The sequence below is a fragment of the Streptomyces sp. NPDC059009 genome (assembly GCF_042740175.1).
Lineage (GTDB): Bacteria > Actinomycetota > Actinomycetes > Streptomycetales > Streptomycetaceae > Streptomyces.
Genome location: NZ_JBHYJB010000041.1, coordinates 1 through 16,817, shown reverse-complemented (window position 1 = coordinate 16,817; position 16,817 = coordinate 1). Strand labels below are relative to the sequence as shown.

Sequence of the window (16,817 nt, the reverse complement as noted above, 5' to 3'; positions counted from 1 at the left end):
AGGGCAACGTTAGCCTTGCGGACCACAGCAAGTGGCCCCGGGGGCTGGTCACTTGGACCGGTCCCCGGGGTCAGTGAGTGAACTGTGCGGTCGCGTCAGGCGGCGCCGGGCTTGCCCGCCGTCGCGCGCGCATACGCGTCGCCCGCCAGCAGCGCGTCCGCCACCATCTCCGCCGTCACCGTGAACGGCATGTTGTGCGTGGTCTCGCCCTCGGCGGTGGCCGCGCGGCCGATCGCGAGGAGTTCCTCGCGGCCGGGGTCGGCCAGGCCGATGTCGGCCAGCGTCGTCGGGAGGCCGACCGAGCGGCTGAAGCGGAGAAACGTGTCGAGCTCCTCGGTCGGCGCCCCCTCCATGACCAGTTGCGCGAGCGTGCCGAGGTTGACCTTCTCACCGTGCATGAAGGTGCTGGTCCTGGGCGAGGAGGTGAAGCCGTTGTGGATGCCGTGGGCGGCGGCCAGGCCGCAGCTCTCGAAACCGAGGCCGGACAGGAGCGTGTTGGCTTCGGTGATCTTCTCCAATGCGGGCGTCGCGACGTGCTGTTCGGCGGCCAGCCTGGCCTGGACCCCGTACTCCATGAGCGTCTCCCAGCAGAGCCGGGCCAGGGCGAGGGCCGCCTCGGTGGCCAGGCCGCCGGCCATGGCGGTGCTGCGCGCCTGGACGCAGGTGCGGGCCTCGTACCAGGTGGCCAGCGCGTCGCCCATGCCGGAGACGATGAAACGGCTGGGGGCGGCCGCTACGTACGAGGTGTCGACCAGGACGAGGTTGGGGTTGCGGTGCAGGCCGAAGAAGTAGCGCTCGAACGCGCCGCTCTCGGAGTAGATGACCGCGTGTGCGCTGGTCGGCGCGTCCGTCGACGCCACCGTGGGGGCGCTCACCGACGGGATGCCGTCGCAGGTGAAGCTCACCGACTTCGCGGTGTCCACGGTCATGCCGCCGCCGATGCCCACCACGACGTTCGCGCCCGTCGCGCGCACCCGGGCCGCGATCCGGTCGATCTCCTGCTGTGTGCAGAGGCCGCCGAACGTCTCCCGGGTCAGCGTGATGCCCGCGCCGGCGAGGGACTTCTCGACCGTCTCGCCGGCGAATCCCCACACGCCGTCGTCCGCGATGACGAGGGCGTGGTCGCCCAGCGCGGAGACGTGCTCGCCCAGCTGGTGCATGGCGCCTGCGCCCTGGACGTACTTCGGGGGACTGATGAGCATGCGCGTAACGACGTTGTTCACGGTGACTCGTTCTCCAGTCGGTAAATCAAAAGCGCCCGGGATATTCCTCCGGCGGCTGGTGAACCAGAGCATTGCACACAGGTGTTGTCGCCTCGCAGGGGTCTTTGTGCCGTTGCGTCCGGGACCAATGGCAGGGGTTCGGGCCGGGACTCATCGCAGGTAACTGCACGTCAGAATATGGGTGTTCGTACTGGGGACTTAAGTCGGTCGATCGCGGGACCAAAGGTCGGTGAGCGCGTTCAGGGCGCGGGTAATGTCTGACGGAAGCAGGGTCGCACCGAGATTTCCGACCGCATTTTCGGGGGTTTTCGCGGCGCTCTGTCTTATGGCGCTCTGATTTCTTCGGTATTCAAGGGAGAGAACCGTCGTGAAGAAGCTCATCAACGCTCCGGAGACCGTCGTCGCCGATGCGCTGCGGGGGATGGCCGCGAGCCACCCGGAGCTCTCCGTGGACCCGGTGGCGGGCATCGTGACCCGGGCGGGCGGCACGGTTCCCGGCAAGGTGGGCGTTCTGTCCGGGGGCGGCAGCGGCCACGAGCCCCTGCACGCCGGGTTCGTGGGCACCGGCATGCTGGACGCGGCCGTGGCCGGGCCCGTCTTCACCTCGCCGGTTCCCGACCGGATCGGCGCGGCGCCCCCCGCGCTCGACTCGGGCGCCGGTGTGCTGCACATCGTCAAGAACTACACCGGCGACATCCTCAACTTCGGCATGGCCGCCGAGGACGCCGACGACGACGGGATCAAGGTCGAGACGGTCGTCGTCGACGACGACGTGGCCGTGGCCCGCGGCGAAGGGGCCGGACGCCGCGGCACCGGCGCCACCCTCTTCGTGGAGAAGCTCGCCGGTGCGCTCGCCGAGGAGGGCGCGCCGCTCGCCGAGGTCGCCGCGACGGCCCGCAGGACCAATGAGCTCAGCCGCAGCTTCGGCGTGGCCCTCAGCTCCTGCACGACGCCCGCCAATGGCACCCCCAACTTCGAACTCGGCCCCGACGAGATCGAGTTGGGCGTCGGCATCCACGGCGAGCCGGGCCGCCGCCGGGCCCGCCTCGGCACCGCCGCCGAGGTCACCGAGAGCATGCTCGACGCGATCCTCGAAGACCTTCCCGAGGAGGGCGGCGCCCCGGTCATCCTCCTCGTCAACGGGCTCGGGGCGACCCCGCCCATCGAGCTGTACGTGGTCCGCGCCGAGGTCGAGCGCCACTTGGCGGCCCGCGGGATCCAGGTCGCCCGCTCCCTCGTCGGCAACTACGTCACCAGCCTCGACATGGCGGGCTGCACCCTCACCCTGTGCCGCGCCGACGAGCGGATGCTGCGGCTGTGGGACGCCCCCGTGCACACCCCGTCGCTGCGCTGGGGCGCCTGAGGCGCCGGAGACACCCGACCGGCGCCGCGAACCCCCGCCGGGAAGAGCAGAACAGGAAGAACAGCCATGACCGAGTCCCCCCTCCCCGACGCCCGCGAGGCCACCCCCGACGTCGCCTCCGATGTTGTCCTCGACGCCGCCTACTTCCGGCGCTGGCTGACGGCCGCCGCGGAGCTGTTCCGGCGCGAGGGCGCCCGGCTCACCGCCCTCGACGCCGCGATCGGCGACGGCGACCACGGCGCGAACATGGTGCGCGGCTTCGCCGCCGTGTGCGAGGCGGCCGAGCAGAACCCGCCCGCCGCCCCCGGCGATGTCCTCGGCCTCGCGGGCACCACGCTCACCAACTCCGTCGGCGGCGCCTCTGGCCCCCTCTTCGGTACGGCGCTGCGGCGCACCGGCAAGCGTCTGAGCGCCCAAGAGAGCGTCACGGTGGCCGAGTTGGGCGCCGCGTTGCGGGCCGGTGCGCTGAGCGTCGGCAAGCTGGGCGGCGCCGTTCCGGGCGATGCGACGCTCCTGGACGCGCTCGTGCCGGCGCTCGACGCGCTCGAGACGCGGGCGTCCACGTCGGTCACCGAAGCCTTCACGGCGGCGCGGGCCGCGGCCCGGTCGGGCGCCGACGCGACCGAGGCCATGCAGGCGCGCAAGGGCCGCGCCAGCTACCTGGGGGAGCGCAGCGTCGGCCACCAGGACGCGGGGGCGAACTCCGTGGTGGTGCTCTTCGACGCGCTGCTCCTGGCCGCCGACCCGGCGTGGGTGCCGGAGCCGGTGGCGGCGGAGGCGGAGCAGCCCACCGCCGACTCCTCGGCCGCAGAGGAGCCGGCCACGGAAGAGCCGACCACCCCCGAGGGCGGCGGCGGAAGGGTCGGCGTGGTCCTGGTGTCGCACAGCCGCGAAGTGGCCGCGTCCACCGCAGAGTTGGCGAAGGCGATGGTCGGCTCCGGCGGCATCGCCCCCGTCCTCGCCGCCGGCGGCACCGACGACTGCCGCATCGGTACGAGCGCCGAGCGCATCCACGCGGCCGCCCTCAAGGCCGACGAGGGCAAGGGCGTCGCCGTCCTGTGCGACATGGGCAGCGCCGTCCTGACGGTGCAGGCCCTGCTCTCCGGCTCCGACGACCGCACGATGCCCGCCGACACGCGGATCGTGGACGCTCCTTTCGTCGAGGGCGCGGTCGGCGTCGTCGTCACGGCGTCGGTCGGGGCGGACCTCGACATGGTGGTGGCGGCGGGCGAGGACGCCCGTAACTACCGTAAGAGGTAGGCATGGTGGACCACGGGCGGTGAGGGCGGCAGCCGGGGCGGCGCCCCGGGGCGGTCAGTAGAAGCGGCGCACGAAGACGTCCGACTTGCCGTTGGTGTCGCCGGGCACGATGTCGTCGGCCGTGGACTGGAAGACGACGTCGCGTCCGCCGGTGCTGACGGCGTCGGTCTCGGCCGAGGCAGGCTGGTTCGACACGGTCTCGTCGGTGCCCGCTGGCAGGTCGCGCAGCGAGAGGGAGGGCCCGCTCGTGCCGCCCGGGGCGTGGAGCAGGTAGCGGCCGGTGGGGTCGATGGCCACGCCCCGTACGTTCGGGACGAGTTGGGCGGTGCCGGCGCCTACGTCGTACACGTAGGTGTCGGTGCCCGAGAGGTAGACAGCCTTGCTGCCGTCCTTGCTGAGCTGGACGAGTGTCGCCTCCTTGGCGGGGCCCTCGATCGGGCCGGAGCTGGTGCCGGTGGTCCGGTCCCACACGAAGACGTCCTTCGTCTGGCCGTCCTGGTAGGCGACACGGCGGCCGTCGCCGCTCATGGACGGCCGGGACGAGGCGGTGTGGTCGAACTCGGCGACGGTCACCTTGGTGTCGGCGTGCCAGTCGAGCACCTCGATGTGCTGCCGGGAAGGCGGCCGATTGAAGGTGGCGACCTGGGCGATGTAGCGGCCGTCCGCGCTGAGCGACGGCTGACTGCAGCTGAGGCCCGAGCAGTTGATGCCGATCACGCTTCCCGAGCTCACCTGTGCCAGGAAGACCTTCGTGTCTCTGAACAACTGCGCCCAATGGGCGGCGTATTGCCCGTCACCGCTGATCACCGGGGCCCCGAGCGGGGAGTAGTTGCTCCTCATCTGCTTGGTCTGTCCCGTCCGCTGGTCGCGGACGAACACCCGCTTGCCTCCCGTCGGGTTGTCGGGTGTCAGGTTCGTGGCCGACGACAAGAAGACGATGCGTCGACCGTCGGGTGTGATCGAGGCGCCGGCGGAGTCGGCGTCGGCCTGCGTGCCGTCGTCCGCGACACTGATCCTCTCGACACCGGCTCCGCCGGCGGCCCCGACGCCCGAGGCGGCCGCGGGTCGGGCCGAGGCGGCTCCGGGCGGCGCCATCGTGACCGCGCAGACAGCGGCCACCGCGACCGCCGAGCTCAAGGCGGCGGCCCGCACACGTCTGGTGGCGCTCCGATGCACGATTCCCCTCATTTTCCCCCCAGTTGAGACATGTCTCATCCCTGGTCTTCTCCGGCTCCCCACCGGATGACCACATGCATGCAACCGTGACCGCGCTGCGGGGTCAATGCGTCACATGACGTATCGAGAGGTGCAGTTTCGGTCATGTGACATCGCTTTTGTGGCACCGGCGCGGGAGGGCGACGTGCTGGTGGCGGCGGCCGAGGAGCGCCGTGGGGGCCGCCGGTCAGCTCTGCTGCTGATGCCGTGGTGCCGGTGCCTCCCGTACGGCGGCCAGGAGCACCGCCGTATGGGAGTGCTCGGGGTCCTTGGCGGCGGTGAGGAGGGTGAGGGGGCCGCGGCGGGAGAGGTCGATCAAGTGGGCCAGGGCCTGGGCGGCCTCCGGCTGCTTCAGCTCCGTCTCGTAGCGGTGGCGGAACTGCTCGAACGTCCCCTCGCCGCCGTGGAAGCACTTGCGCAGTTCGTTGGAGGGCGTCACGTCCTTGAGCCACTCGTCGAGGCGGGCCTTCTCCTTCGACTCGCCGCGCGGCCACAGGCGGTCCACGAGGACGCGGTATCCGTCGTCGGGCTCGGGCGGGTCGTAGATGCGGCGCACTCGGACGGGAGAGGCGGCGGACGCGGACGTGGGCATATGGACTCCTTGGTACGGCGGTCCCTTCGTCAGGCTAGGTCGGCGGGGGCGGGAGCGCATCTCTGGGGCGGGGCGCCGACGCGGGGCGTGGCCCGCATGTGGAGCCTGCGCGGCCGCAGGGCCAACCCCAGGGCGGGGCGGACCTGTTGGCCGGGCAGGTGCGTCAGGCGCCAGCGGGCGGTGATGGTCGCGAGGGCGAGGACGGCCTCGGTCATCCCGAAGGTGTCGCCGATGCACTTGCGGGCACCGGTGGCGAAGGGGAGGAGCGAGTGGCGGGGCGGCTGCGGGCGATCCGGGGCCCAGCGGTCGGGGTCGAAGGTCTCGGGGTGGTCGTAGAGGTCGGGGCGGTGGTGGATGAGGTAGGGGCTGTAGACGACGCTGCTGCCGGCCGGTAGCAGGTGGCCGCCCAGGCGGGTGTCGGCGGTGACGGTGCGCGTGAAGATCCAGCCGGGCGGGCGCAGCCGGAGGGTCTCGGTGATGATGCGCTCCGTCAGTTCGAGGCGGGGCAGGTCGGCGTGGGTGGCTGTGCTGCCGGTCAGGACGGAGTCGACCTCGGCGTGCAGGCGCCGCTCGACCTCGGGGTGGCGGGCCAGCAGGTCGAGGGCCCAGCCCAGGAGGGCGGCGGTGGTCTCCGTACCGGCGAGGAAGAAGGTGACGATCGTGTCGCTGACCTCCGCGTCGGTCAGGCCGCGACGGTCGTCCTCGGGGTCGTGGGCGGAGAGCAGGGCGGAGAGCAGGTCGTCGCGGTCGACGCCCTCGGCCCGGTGCTGCGCGATGATCTGGTCGAAGGCGCCGCGGAGGCGGGCGCGTGCGCGCAGGTGGGAGCGGTTGCCGGAGGTGGGGAGCCGGTCCAGCGGGGGGACCATGAACATGCGCTGGTAGAAGCCGTCGAAGAAGGTCTTCACGTCGTCCAGGACCGGGCCGAGTTCGCCTGGCGGCAGCGCGCCGGAGAAGAGGGTGGCGGCCGTGACCTTGGACGTGATGGTCATCATCTCCGTGCACACGTCCAGGGTCTGCCCGGCGTGCCAGGAGTCGGCCACCTCCTCGATGCAGGTGCTCATGGCCTTCGCGTAGTCGGGGAGCCGGGCCGGGTGGAAGGCGGGCTGGGTCAGCCGGCGCAGTCGCCGGTGCGCGCTGTAGGGGCAGCTGGCCAGCCCGTCGTCGCCCACGACCTCCCGCACCCGGTCGAAGATGGGGCCGCCCTTGTCGAAGACGCGGTCCTCGACCAGTGCCTGCCGGGTCAGTTCGGGATCGCAGATCACCACCAGGGTGAAGGGGCCGAGCTGGACGCGGACGAGATCCCCGTGCGCGGGAAGGGAGTTGAGGAACTCCAGCGGGCTGCGCATCAGCGGCATCAGATGACCGACGAGGGGCAGTGACTTGGGCGCCCTGGGCACCGAACGCAGGCTCTTCATGTCCGCCCCGCCGTCTGCTGGCCGGTCCCGCCGTCGATGCTCTGCAGCCGCCCGTAGCGGGGCGTCTCCAACGACCATGTGTAGACGGAGTCGACCCAGTAGAAGATCGCCTGGGCGTGCCTCTTCACCGCGTCGGGCAGGGAGGGGTCCGCACAGATCGCGGCAGCCGTGTTGGCGTTCTCGTAGCGCATGACCGCGTTGAGGGTGAGCGCACAGGAGAAGGCCATGTCCACGGGGATTCCGTATTCCTGGCAGATGACGCCGATAAGGCTGAGCCTTTCTCCCGAATCGGCGGCCAGGTGGCAGCTGTGCAGATCATTGTCGAGACCCACGAGGAGGCTTCCCTGCTTCATGAGTTGAAGCAGGGGTTCTGGAAGTTCCTCGCCCGGGCCGACGAGGCCCGGCTGAAGTCTCTGCACCCACATGCCGAGCACGATCCCCGCCGTGCGGGTCCGGTGTTGCAGGTACCGGTCCAGGCTGGGGAGGGGATCTCCGCCCTCCCAGGCTTGCCGATGCGTGTATTCGTGCAGGAATCCCAGCATCAGATCCGTGAAGCCGGGGAGCAGTGCGGCTCCGCCCGCCGCGATGATGTCGTCGCGCAGACTGGCCATCGGCCTGAGGATGTCCGGCCCGCCGGACGGCGCTTTCCTGCCCTCCAGGGTCGCTCTCGCGGGCTCTATGAGATGGCCGACCGGCTGATCACTGCCGAGGTCCACGGTGTTCAGCCAGAACAGGATCATCTGCAGCTTGGTCAGCGGCAGCAGCACATTCCACGGGGCCTGCGGGGCGAAGAGCCCCACGAGGTGGCCGGGAGTCGCCTCGACCGTCACCTGGAGGTGTTCCTTGCTCATTTCGAGGTCCGCTGCCCAGGCGAGAATCGCGGACTCCAGGCGGGTGGTCTGCGGATGAGCCGGATAGGTCGCACGCCCCTTTCCCAGATGGGAGAGCAGCCAGGGTTTGAGGGGCTGAAAGGAACCGGAGATGTCCTTCGCCATCTCGAGGTCGGGGAACGGGAACAGGAGAGGACCTTCAGGCATGGTGCAGTTCCTTCCTGGCTTCTTTGCTTCTTTCCGAGTGCTTTCCTGGTTACTTTCCTGGTTACTTTCCGAAACGCCGCTGGCGGTTGGCGTAGAAGGCCAGGGCGCGGTGCAGGTCGGACTGGGTGAAGTCGGGCCACAGGGTCGGGCAGAAGTACAGCTCCGAGAGCGCTGCCTGCCAGAGCATGAACCCGGACAGGCGCTGTTCACCGGAGGTGCGGATCACCAGGTCCGGATCGGGCAGCCCGACGGTGGACAGGGCCTGGGCGAAGGACCACTCGGACACGGAGAAGCCGGCGGACGTGACCGCCTGGTCGGCGATCAGGCGCGCCGCGGCGAGGATGTCCTGCCTGCCGCTGTAGCCCACCGCGAAGTTGATCTGCGGGCCGGGGTTGTGACAGGTGCTGGTCTGGGCCTCGCTCAGCGCGGTGGCCAGCGCGTCGGGGAGCAGCCGGGGATCCCCGAGGTGACGCATTCTCCAGTACCCGGCCGCCGCCAGCTGGTGGGTCAGTTCGAGGATGACGTCCAGCAGCGTGTGGAGCTCGGGCGCGGCGCGGTTGAGGTTGTCCGTCGAGAGCAGCCACCACGTGGTGGTCTCGATGCCCACGGCCTCGCACCAGCGCACGGCCCGGCAGATGTTGTCCGCACCCTCCCGGTGACCCTGCTCGACGGGGCAGCCGTGGGCGCGTGCCCACCGACGGTTCCCGTCCACTATGAAGGCGACGTGACGCGGACTCCTGGTCTCCGCGGACCGGGGGAGTCTCTCCGGTGTCGCGGCCGGACCGGACAGCTCGGCCAGACCTGTGGTGGGGGAGGGGGCGCGCGGAGGAGTACTCATCGGGCACTTCCTTATCGCCGGGGGCCAAGGCAGGCATGGCCGATACGAATCCAGCGGGCTGTGCGAGGGGGGGATGTACGAGCGCGGTCTACGAGCGGGCTTCACGAGCGGGCTCTACGAGCGAGGCGAGGCAAGGCAAGGAGCGGGGCGGGGCCGGTGAGTGCGAGGCAGGCGAGCGGCAGCAGGCAGGGGGGGTGGGTCGACCCCGCCCCGCCGGGTGCGGGAGGTGCCGGAGGCCGCGCGGATCCTCGGAGGTGGAAACGGACTCCAGCAGAGGGCGCCCCTGAGGTGGGCGCGGTGCCTCATAGGGCGTGGTGCCTGCGCCCTGGTCCACACCGTCCCGTGCACACGATCAGGAGTCCGGCCCAGTCTCCCTGCGTCCACGAGGCGGCTGCCAGCGGCGGCTTGCTCTCAAAATCCTTCTCCGCTTCGCCGGATTTGCAAAGGCGCGTCCAGCGGCGCTTGACGTGCGCACACCCCAATCGGAGGCCCCCCACGGCTCCTGCCGAGGGCGCTCAAGACCCGCCTCGCAGCGCAGCGTTCGCGCCGCACGGCCCTCGCTGTCGCCCGCCGCCGCCCGGCCCCGGGGACGTGGTGCCAAGGGATCAGCGTGAACCGTCACCGATGCGAAAGGTCGTGTTTCGTGAAGGTGCGACGCGAGCGTCCGGAATCGGGGATCCTGAAGAGTTGGGATCTGCCGGCCGGGACGCCCGCCGGGACGACTCCACGGAATCCCTCGTGGCCCTCTTGGTCCTGGTAGCCCTCGTGCTCCTCGGGGACCGTGCGCCTCCTGGTCCGGGCCCCGACCGGCTGTGGCACCCCTCACAGAGATCATTCGTTTCGGCGGACGAGAACAGGTGCGTAATCTCGTTCGTACGTACGAACGCGCAGCGGCGCACGCGCCCTAACCTGCGGAGATGATCAGGCACATGTCGACGCGTCCTGCCCGAGGTCTGAGCCGGGTGCTCGAGGACCTGGGCCCCACGCTGCTCGACCTGCTCCACGGGGAACCGGGCACGGTGGGAGAGCTCGGCGGCGTCGGGATCCACGACCCGCACGACGAGCAGCACTACCCCGAGCGGGCCATCGTCCTCGGGGTCGGCGTCCACGGGACCGACGAGACCGTCCAACTCCTGGGAGAGCTCGGCGAGTTGGGTGCGGCGGCGCTCGTGGTGCGCGGACCCGTCGAGGGGCGGGCCGACCTCGCGGAAGCGGCCGCGCACAGCGGTGTCGCGCTGCTGGCCCTCACACGTGGCGCCTCCTGGGCCCAGCTGGCGGCGATGCTGCGGACGCTGCTGTCCGAGGGGGACGTGGGCGAGGCCGGGGAGCAGACGCTGGGCGGGGTGCCGTCCGGGGACCTCTTCGCCCTGGCCAACGCCATCGCGACGCTGCTCGACGCACCGATCACCATCGAGGACCGCGGCTCCCGCATCCTGGCCTTCTCCGGCCGCCAGGACGAGGCCGACCCGGCCCGGGTGGCGAGCATCCTGGCCCGGCGCGTGCCCGAGCGCTATCTGCGTATCCACGAGGAACACGGCGTCTTCGAGAAGCTGTACCGGAGCGAGCTGCCCGTCCACATACCGCCGCCGACTCTGGGGGACGAGGCCGCGCTGCCACGGGTGGCGATCGCGGTACGGGCCGGGGGCGAGATACTCGGCTCGGTGTGGGCAACCGTACGTCAGCCGCTCACCAAGGAACGCGAGGAGGCGTTCCGGGAGGCGGCGGGGCTCGTCGCCCTGCACATGCTGCGCCATCGCGCGGGCGCCGACGCGGAGAACCGGCTGCGCGCCGACCTGGTGGGCACCGCGCTCGAGGGAGGTTCCGGCGCGGTCGAGGCACTGGGGCGGCTCGGGCTCGCGGACGAACCCCTGCTCGTGCTGGCGCTCGGCCTCGAGGCGGGCGCGGCCGTGGACCACGCGGAGATCGCCGCGGAGCGGCAGCGGCTGACCAGTGCGCTGGCCGTCCACCTCACGGCCGTGCAGCCCCGGTCCGCGGTGGCGCTGCTCGGCGACGTGGCCTACGCCGTCGTCCCGGCGGCGGAGGACTCGGCCTTCGCGCGGGAGCGGGCGGTCCAGGTCGCCGCCAACTTCCTTGAGCGCACGGGCGAGCGGACCGGCGCGGTCATCGGGATCGGCTCGGTCGCCGCCGAACCCGCCGCGCTCGCCCGCTCACGGGCCAACGCCGACCGGGCCCTGCGCGTCCTGTTCCACGGCCTGCACAGCTCGTACGGGATCCAGGGCTCGCGTGGGGTCCAGGGCTCGCACGGCGGCCACGGCTCCCGTGGCCCGGACGGCGGAGCCGCACGGCGCGTCGCCGCGATCGGGGACGTCCACATCGACGCCCTGCTCCTCGAAATGCGGGACCTGGCCATCGCCAACCGCGACGAACTCTCCGGCCCGCTCGCCGAGTTGGCCGCCTACGACGCCCGGCACGGCGCCCGCCTCGTCGAGACGCTGCGGGCCTGGCTGGACGCGTTCGGCGACGTGATCGCCGCCTCCGCGAGCGTCTTCGTGCACCCCAACACCTTCCGCTACCGGATCCGCCGGGTGAGCGAGGTGGGCGGGCTCGACCTGGGGGACCCGGCCACCCGGTTCGCCGCGATGCTGCAGCTGCGGCTGATGGGCGCGTACGACGGCGGCGGACAGCGGGACTGAGCCCAGCCGATTCGAGCGGCTGATTCGAGCGGCTGACTCAAGTGGCTGGTTCGATCTGCTGATTCGAGTGGCTGATTCGGGCACCGGGCCGGGTATCGGTCACGGGTCCACGCCGGGCGGCACCCCGGCCAGGATGCCGGACCGCACGGTACGTGCCTGAATGACCGTATGAAGGGTGCCGAGGACCGACCGACGGCAGGAGCGGGAGCACGTGGCCATGGCCGACGACGCCACTAGAGGCAGTACGCGCACGGGGGCGCCCGTCCGGGTCTTCGGCGACGTGCCCGGCGCCCGCGGCTGGCTGGTGTGGGCCCACGGCGGCAGCTGGCGCTCCGGCTCGGTGGCGGAGTGGGCGTCCGCCCTCGACGACCTCGCCCGCACCGGTTCGGTACGGGTCGTCGGCGTCGACTACCGCCTGGCCCCGCAGCACCCCTATCCGGCGGCCCTCCTCGACGTCCTCTCCGCCCTGGAGTGGGCGCAGGAACGAGCGGACCAGGGGGAGCCGGTCTCGGTCGGCGGGGACAGCGCCGGAGCCACCCTCGCCGCCAGTGCGGCCGTCGTCCGCCGCGACCGCCAACAGCCGCTCGCCGCCCAGGTGTTGGCCTACCCACCCCTCGACCCACACTGCCGCGCCGCCTCGTACACCAACCCCGCCCTGGTAGGCCCCTCCCGCACCGATCTGCTCGACGCCTGGCAGACCTACCAGGGCAGCGCCCCGCCCGACCCCGCCCTGCCTCTCACCCCGTACGAGAAGACGGACCTGTCCCGGCTCGCGCCCGCCGTCGTCGCGGTCGGCCTGCTCGATCCGGTCCTCGACGACGTACGCGGCTACGCCCGCCGTCTCCTCGGCGCGGGCTGCGACGTCGACCTGCGCCAGCTGCCCGACACCGGCCACGGCGTGCTCCACACGGACGCGGAGCTGCGGGAGTGGCTGGGGGAGGCGCTCAAGGAGGCTACGGGGACGGGGCGTTGAGGGGGCTGGTCTTTGCCCGTAGCCCGTAGCCCGTGGCTCGTAGCTCGTAGCTCGTCGCCCGCCGGGCGAGCCGGGCATCGCCCGACCGGCGCCGCAGGCGTCGACCTGCCGTCCAAGGCGCTGATCCGGCCGGGTGCGGAGGGCCGCACGCCCCCGGACGCCGCGCGCGGACCCTCTGAACCGGATGAACCCGATCACCGGCCTCTTCGGCGAGCCAGGCACCCGCACCCCCGACGCCCCCACAGCGGCCCCGTCAGGTCAGGAGAAGTCCAGCACCAACCGGCCCCGCAGCCCGCCGGCCTCCAGCAGGCGGTGGGCCTTGGGGGCCTCCTCGGCGGGCAGCACGTCGGCGACATGCAGGGTCAAGCGGCCCTCCTCGGCCCGGCGGCTCAGCGCGCTCAGCCCCTCGGTGTCGGTGATGCCGTCCGTCACCATCACCGGGATCACGCTGATGCCGCGTTCGGCGGGGCCGGACCAGCCGCGGAGCTCGGCCAGCGTCCCGCCGTCGGCGAGGGCGGGCACGGTCTCGGTGGTCTGCATCGAGCCGTCCACGAGGCCGGGCACGCCGTCGGGCGCCAGCGCGCGCACATGCGCGGCGACATCGGCGCCGCGCTCGACGACGTGGTCCGCGCCGAGTCCGCGTACGCGGTCGACGTCGTGCGGGGCGGCGTCCGCGATGACGGTCAGGCCGTCGGCCCTGGCCAGCTCGACCGCGTACCCGCCGACCGCGCCGGCCGCCCCGGTCACGGCCACGGTCGCGCCGGGCGGCAGGGCCAGCGCGTCCAGGGCGAGGCGTGCCGTCATGGCGTTCATCAGGAGGGTGGCGGCGGCGGGGAGGTCCACGCCCGCGGGCGCCGGAACCACCGAGGCGGCGGGCACCACGACCTGCTCGGCGTAGGCGCCGCCGTGCGGGCCGGTGAACAGCACCATGGCGACCACCCGTTGGCCCACGGCCAGCCGGTCGTCGGTGCCGGGCCCGAGCTGGTCGATCACGCCCGCGGCGTCCATCCCGGGCACGAACGGGGGCTCGCGGTCGGACATGCGCACGGCGTGGCCGCCGGTCCGCAGCAGGACGTCGGCCGGATTCACGGCGGCCGCGTGCACGCGGATGCGGACCTCGCCGGGGCCCGCCTGGGGTTCGGGCAGCTCCAGGAACCGCAGCGCTTCCGGACCGCCGAACTCATGAACACCGATTGCCTTCATGGTGCGGTGCAACCGGGCTGGGTCGATGCCCCATTCCCCCCGTGGTGCGCAGCCGCCGAGGCGACATCGCGCCGATCGCGATTCGCCCCGGACCCCGGACCCCGGACCCCGGCCCCGAGCAGCCCGACCTGTCACCTGACCGGCCGAGCCGCCCCCGGCGCCGTGTGCCGTTCCCGCGGACCAGTGTTCGACTGGGGAGCGAACGCCCCGGGCCCCGGCCTGGGGCCGACCCGGACCTCTCCGTCCCCGATGTCCCTGACCCTCCCAGGACGGCCCTCATGACCATGCCCTCCTTCGGCTCCTTCGGCGGCTCGGACCCGTTCGCCGATCTCCTCAATCGGTTCTTCGGCACCTCGCCCGCCGCGTCGCCGCCCGCCGTGCAGCGCGTGCCGATCGGGCAGTTGCTCACGGACTCGGCGCGCGAGCTGATCGAACAGGCCACCAGCCGTGCCGTACGGGACGGCAGCAGCGATCTGGACACGGAACACCTGCTCTGGGCCGCCACCCAGGTCGACCCCGCCCGCACCCTCCTCGCCCGCGCGGGAGCAGAGCCGCAGAAGCTCGCCGAGCTGCTCGACGACGTGCTCCCGGCCGAGAGCGCCACCCCGTCCGCCGAACCGCATCTGACGCCGTCCGCCAAGCGCGTGCTGCGCGCCGCCTTCGAGTACTCGCAGGCCGCCGGAGTCTCGTACATCGGGCAGGAGCACATCCTCGCCGCCCTCCTCGACGACCCCGACTCCGGCGCCGCCAAGCTGCTGGCCGCGGCCGGGGCGGAGGGTGACCGGCTGCGGGGCGCCCTCACATCGGCGCCGCGTGGGGACACGGGCGCGACGGCGGGCGGGGGCACGGGCGGGGGACAGGCCAGTGAGACGCCGACCCTCGACGAGTACGGGCGTGACCTCACCGAGGAAGCGAAGGCGGGCAGGCTCGACCCGGTCGTGGGGCGGGCCGACGAGATCGAGCAGACCGTCGAGATCCTCTCCCGGCGCTCCAAGAACAATCCGGTGCTCATCGGTGAGCCGGGGGTGGGCAAGACGGCGATCGTGGAGGGGCTCGCGCAGCGGATCGTCGCGGGAGAGGTGCCCAAGACGCTGGCGGGCAAGCGGGTCATCTCGCTGGACCTGTCGGGTCTGGTGGCGGGGGCGCAGTACCGGGGGCAGTTCGAGGAGCGCCTGAAGAAGGTCATCGACGAGGTGAAGGGGGCCACGGAGTCGACCGTGCTGTTCATCGACGAGCTGCACACCGTCGTCGGCGCGGGCGCCGGCGGCGAAGGGGCCATGGACGCGGGCAACATGCTCAAACCCGCCCTGGCCCGGGGCGAGTTGCACGTCGTGGGCGCCACCACCATCGACGAGTACCGCAAGTACATCGAGAAGGACGCGGCCCTGGAGCGGCGCTTCCAGCCGGTGCTCATCCCCGAGCCGAGCGTCGAGGAGACCGTCGAGATCCTTCAGGGCCTGCGGGACTCCTACGAGGCGCATCACCAGGTCCGCTACAGCGACGACGCCCTCGTGGCCGCCGCCGAGCTGTCCGACCGCTATGTCTCCGACCGCTTCCTGCCCGACAAGGCCATCGACCTCGTCGACCAGACCGGCGCCCGCGTCCGGCTGCGCTCGCTCGGCAAGTCCACCGAAGTCGTCAGCCGCGAGGACCGGCTCGCCAAGCTGAACCGCGAGAAGGACGAGGCGGTGGCCGCCGAGGACTTCGAGAAGGCGTCCGGCCTGAAGCGGCAGATCGCCGAGGCGCAGGGCGAGTTGGCGGGCATCGAGGAGCGCCGCGAGGGCGTCATGGAGGTGACGGCGGCCGACATCGCCGAGGTGCTCTCCCGCCGTACCGGCATCCCCGTCAACCAACTCACCGCCAGCGACAAGGAGAAGCTCCTCAAGCTGGAGGAGGCGCTGCACGAGCGCGTGGTGGGCCAGGACGAGGCGGTGCTCGCCATCGCGGAGGCGGTGCGCCGCAACCGCGCGGGCATGGGCGACCCGAACCGGCCCGTCGGCTCCTTCCTCTTCCTCGGACCGACCGGTGTCGGCAAGACCGAACTGGCCAAGGCCCTGGCCGAGTTGCTCTTCGGTGAGGAGAGCCGGATGGTCCGCTTCGACATGAGCGAGTTCCAGGAGAAGCACACCGTCTCGCGGCTCGTGGGTGCCCCGCCCGGATACATCGGGCACGACGAGGCCGGGCAGTTGACCGAGAAGGTGCGCCGACAGCCGTACAGCGTGCTGCTCTTCGACGAGATCGAGAAGGCGCACCCGGACGTCTTCAACACGCTGCTGCAGGTCCTCGACGACGGGCGGCTCACCGACTCCCGGGGCCGCACCGTCGACTTCCGCAACTGCGTGGTCATCATGACCTCGAACATCGGCGCCCAGCGGATCCTCGCGCACCAGGGCGACGTCTCCGCCCAAGGCGGAGCCCTTGACCAGACACTGAAGGATGACCTCAAGCAGGACCTGCGGGGCTTCCTCAGCCCGGAGTTCCTCAACCGCATCGACGAGACCATCATCTTCCACCGCCTCGGCGAGGCGGACCTGACCCGCATCCTCGACCTCCTCCTCAAGCGCAGCGAACGCCGGGTGCGCGCCCAGGGCCTTCAGCTCGAAGTGACCGAAGCGGCAAAGAAGTTGCTGGTCGCGCACGGTACCCAGCCGGAGTTCGGCGCCCGTCCGCTGCGCCGCACCATCCAGACCGAACTCGACAACCGCATCGCCTCACTGCTCCTGAGCGGCGAGGCCGAACCGGGCGACACCATCGTCGCCGACGTCAAGGACGATGCCCTGGTGTGCTCGATCGGCAGGCCCACGGCCTCGAAGGCGGCAGGCGGTGCGGACGACGGCGGCGCTCATGCGGACGACGGCGGCGCCGCCGGATCCGCCGGATCCGCCGGTTGACCCGGCCCGCTCCGACCCGACCTGACGTGCCGTGACCGAGTCGAACCGTCGCGCTCCGGAGTACCGGGGCGGTGGGGACAGCGAGGCGAGCGGGGGGGGGGCGGCGCGCCCCCACCCCCCCCCCCCCCCCCCCCCCCCCCCCCCCCCCCCCCC

The 16,817-nt window shown here is 72.0% G+C and carries 12 protein-coding genes and 1 pseudogene; 6 read left to right on the top strand and 7 right to left on the bottom strand.

Going from position 1 to position 16,817, the window contains the following annotated elements; all coding sequences use genetic code 11:
* Positions 1-95 precede the first annotated feature (95 nt).
* Complete coding sequence (locus tag ACFWYM_RS33605) at positions 96-1,202, bottom strand: glycerol dehydrogenase (protein ID WP_384845966.1); 1,107 nt, start codon at positions 1,200-1,202, stop codon at positions 96-98.
* Positions 1,203-1,590: 388 nt separating this feature from the next.
* On the opposite strand from ACFWYM_RS33605, the gene dhaK reads away from it, so the two are divergent.
* The 3 genes and pseudogenes from dhaK to ACFWYM_RS33590 all read left to right on the top strand — a co-directional run bounded on the left by dhaK (position 1,591) and on the right by ACFWYM_RS33590 (position 3,846).
* On the top strand, positions 1,591-2,586 hold the full coding sequence (dhaK, locus tag ACFWYM_RS33600; protein WP_384845964.1) for a dihydroxyacetone kinase subunit DhaK: 996 nt from the start codon (positions 1,591-1,593) through the stop codon (positions 2,584-2,586).
* Between the two features lie 66 nt (positions 2,587-2,652).
* Positions 2,653-3,330: pseudogene (dhaL, locus tag ACFWYM_RS33595) on the top strand (dihydroxyacetone kinase subunit DhaL); the annotation flags it as partial.
* A 9-nt stretch (positions 3,331-3,339) separates the two neighbouring features.
* Positions 3,340-3,846, top strand: a complete 507-nt coding sequence (locus ACFWYM_RS33590; RefSeq protein ID WP_384846113.1) for a PTS-dependent dihydroxyacetone kinase phosphotransferase subunit DhaM — start codon at positions 3,340-3,342, stop codon at positions 3,844-3,846.
* 54 nt (positions 3,847-3,900) lie between these two features.
* On the opposite strand, the gene ACFWYM_RS33585 is transcribed toward ACFWYM_RS33590, so the two are convergent.
* From ACFWYM_RS33585 to uppS, 5 genes are all read right to left on the bottom strand, one after another.
* Positions 3,901-5,022 carry a hypothetical protein gene (locus ACFWYM_RS33585; RefSeq protein WP_384845962.1) on the bottom strand — a complete coding sequence of 374 codons (1,122 nt, stop codon included), beginning with the start codon at positions 5,020-5,022 and terminating at the stop codon, positions 3,901-3,903.
* Positions 5,023-5,248: 226 nt separating this feature from the next.
* The gene (locus tag ACFWYM_RS33580) at positions 5,249-5,653 is read right to left on the bottom strand and encodes a DUF488 domain-containing protein (protein ID WP_384845960.1); all 405 of its coding nucleotides are present in this window, start codon (positions 5,651-5,653) and stop codon (positions 5,249-5,251) included.
* A 29-nt stretch (positions 5,654-5,682) separates the two neighbouring features.
* On the bottom strand, positions 5,683-7,068 hold the full coding sequence (locus ACFWYM_RS33575; protein ID WP_384845958.1) for a cytochrome P450: 1,386 nt from the start codon (positions 7,066-7,068) through the stop codon (positions 5,683-5,685).
* Positions 7,065-8,105 (bottom strand): terpene synthase family protein, encoded by a 1,041-nt coding sequence (locus ACFWYM_RS33570; protein ID WP_384845956.1) that lies wholly within the window; start codon positions 8,103-8,105, stop codon positions 7,065-7,067. The genes ACFWYM_RS33575 and ACFWYM_RS33570 overlap by 4 nt, the downstream gene beginning before the upstream one ends.
* A gap of 61 nt (positions 8,106-8,166) precedes the next feature.
* On the bottom strand, positions 8,167-8,943 hold the full coding sequence (gene uppS / locus ACFWYM_RS33565) for a polyprenyl diphosphate synthase (protein ID WP_384845954.1): 777 nt from the start codon (positions 8,941-8,943) through the stop codon (positions 8,167-8,169).
* Between the two features lie 929 nt (positions 8,944-9,872).
* On the opposite strand from uppS, the gene ACFWYM_RS33560 reads away from it, so the two are divergent.
* The gene (locus tag ACFWYM_RS33560) at positions 9,873-11,597 is read left to right on the top strand and encodes a PucR family transcriptional regulator (RefSeq protein WP_384845951.1); all 1,725 of its coding nucleotides are present in this window, start codon (positions 9,873-9,875) and stop codon (positions 11,595-11,597) included.
* Between the two features lie 175 nt (positions 11,598-11,772).
* Positions 11,773-12,570, top strand: a complete 798-nt coding sequence (locus tag ACFWYM_RS33555) for an alpha/beta hydrolase fold domain-containing protein (RefSeq protein WP_384845949.1) — start codon at positions 11,773-11,775, stop codon at positions 12,568-12,570.
* A 258-nt stretch (positions 12,571-12,828) separates the two neighbouring features.
* Here ACFWYM_RS33555 and ACFWYM_RS33550 read toward each other — a convergent pair whose 3' ends face one another.
* Positions 12,829-13,773: an NADP-dependent oxidoreductase gene (locus ACFWYM_RS33550; protein ID WP_384845947.1), complete on the bottom strand. Its 945-nt coding sequence runs from the start codon at positions 13,771-13,773 to the stop codon at positions 12,829-12,831.
* Between the two features lie 278 nt (positions 13,774-14,051).
* Here ACFWYM_RS33550 and ACFWYM_RS33545 point away from each other — a divergent pair, with 278 nt between their 5' ends.
* The gene (locus tag ACFWYM_RS33545; RefSeq protein ID WP_384845945.1) at positions 14,052-16,664 is read left to right on the top strand and encodes an ATP-dependent Clp protease ATP-binding subunit; all 2,613 of its coding nucleotides are present in this window, start codon (positions 14,052-14,054) and stop codon (positions 16,662-16,664) included.
* The last annotated feature ends 153 nt before the right edge of the window (positions 16,665-16,817 follow it).